At 72.3% G+C, this 1939-nt stretch carries 1 protein-coding gene and 1 pseudogene; both read left to right on the top strand.

Translation table 11 applies throughout. The features are described 5' to 3' along the window. Positions 1-481, top strand: a pseudogene (locus BST14_RS27975) (Hsp70 family protein); the annotation flags it as partial. A gap of 132 nt (positions 482-613) precedes the next feature. Further along, positions 614-1891 carry a DUF7159 family protein gene (locus BST14_RS27970; protein WP_245845831.1) on the top strand — a complete coding sequence of 426 codons (1278 nt, stop codon included), beginning with the start codon at positions 614-616 and terminating at the stop codon, positions 1889-1891. The last annotated feature ends 48 nt before the right edge of the window (positions 1892-1939 follow it).

Genomic DNA, 1939 nt, shown 5'->3' with positions numbered 1-1939 from the left:
GCCCAGTGCGCAACCGATCCCCAGCCCGGCGCCGCCACCGCCGGAACCGCCGCCGTCGCCGCCACCACCCCCGGTGGTGGTCACCACCGCACCGCCGGCGCCCGCCTACACCCCCAGGCATACGGCGCCGCCCACCACGGCGCCGCCGCGACCGACGGTCACCACGACGGTGCCACCGCAACCGACGGTCACCACGACGGCGCCGCCGCCACCGATGGAAACCACCACCACGCCGCCCGAGCCTCCGCCGCCGCCGACGACCACCAGCACGACCGTGCCCATGACGACGGAATGGATACACGTTCCGCTGCTGCCGGTGCCGATCCCGGTGCCGGTACCGCAGCAACAGGCTCCTTCGACCCCGCAGTATCCGCAGTATCAGCCGTACCAGCCGTATCCGGGGAATCAGTATCCGCAGTACCCGGGTAACGCGCAGTATCCGGGGAGCTCCCAGAATCCGTTCCTCGGGCCGGGTTACTAGCGTCATTCCTGCTCACGCATACCGCCTGCGGGGTTAGCCGCACACGCGTAACGTTTAGGTCACCAAGTTCGGACGGGGTTCGTCCCGTCATGCCCTCGCGCAGGGCGTTGAAAAAGACCTTGGAGGCGTTACGTGGACATCGTGCTTGGGGTGTCGATGGCTCCCAGGACAGTCCGCCTGGTGGCGATCGAAGGCCAAAATGCCGACGGCGTGACCGTCGAACAAGAAGAGTTCGCGGTTAAAGCCGCGGGGAATTCGGGTGATTCGGCGACCCGCGCGGTCGATCAGGTGATCGACGCGATCATCGGCACCCGCGAAGGAGTGCTCGAGGGTGGCCACCGGCTGACCTCGATCGGGGTCACCTGGAGCGACCCCGCCGGCGTCGGGGCGCTGCGGGAGGCGATCGCCACCCGCGAACTCGACGGCGTGATGCTGGTCGCACCGTTGCTGGCCGCGGCCGCGCTCGCGCAAACCGTGGGATACGCGCTCGGCTACGAGCGCCTCGCGATGCTGTTCGTCGAGCCGGCCAACGCGACGCTGGCCGTTGTCGACGTCGCCGACGGCTCCATCGTCGATCTGCACCGGCGCCAGATCGGCGACGCTCGCGCGGGCGGCCTGGCCGTCGAGCTGGCGTCGATGGTCTCCGGCCTGGACGCGCGTGGGTCGCGCGCCGACGGCGTGTTCCTGATCGGCTGCGGAACCGACATCGTGGCGCTGAAATCGACGCTCGAGGCGGCCACGCCGCTTCCCGTCACCGGCCCCGAGGAGCCGGACATGGCGCTGGCCCGCGGCGCGGCCCTGGCCTCGGCGAACGCCCCGCTGTTCGCGTCGTCGACGGCCGCCCTGGCCTACGCGCTGGACCCGGGCACCGGCGAATTGAATCCGCCCGCCCTCGCCCCGACCTACCTGGACGTCTGGGGCCACGCCGACGTCGACATCGACGCTCGGGCGTACAGCGCCGTCGCCGACGTCGACGAGCAGCCCCCGCGCCGGCCGTGGTCGATGCTGTTGGCCGGCAGCGCCCTGGCCGGCATCGCCGCCGTGATCGGCGGGGTGGTGCTGGTGACTTTGACGTCGGATCGCCCGGGTTCGGACGGGCGGCACCCCGGCGTCAGCGTCGCCACGCCGGGAGTGCAGCTGCCGGCGGCCCCGCCGAGCAACCCACCGCAGGCGCAGTTGCCCACCCCGAGCCCGGCGCCATCGCCGCCCGCACCCGCGCCCAGCCCGTCGGAGGTGGCCGCCCCGGCACCCGCGCCGTCGCCGGTGCAGCATCCCGCGCCGCAGGCCCCCGTCACGACGCCGCCCGCGGCACCGGTGCGTCGCGCCCCGACCCGGCCCGCGCCGCAGTACACACCGCCGCCCGTCGAGCGCCCCGCGCTCGCCCCGCAGTACACACCCCCAGTCACATAAACACATCTCCGCCCCCCCGAGACCACACTACATGTCCTATGGCCTCTT

It is taken from the genome of Mycobacterium arosiense ATCC BAA-1401 = DSM 45069, from assembly GCF_002086125.1.
Taxonomy (GTDB): Bacteria; Actinomycetota; Actinomycetes; order Mycobacteriales; family Mycobacteriaceae; genus Mycobacterium; species Mycobacterium arosiense.
The sequence above is the reverse complement of the archived record's forward strand: the minus strand, read 5'-3'. Positions and strand labels throughout refer to the sequence as shown.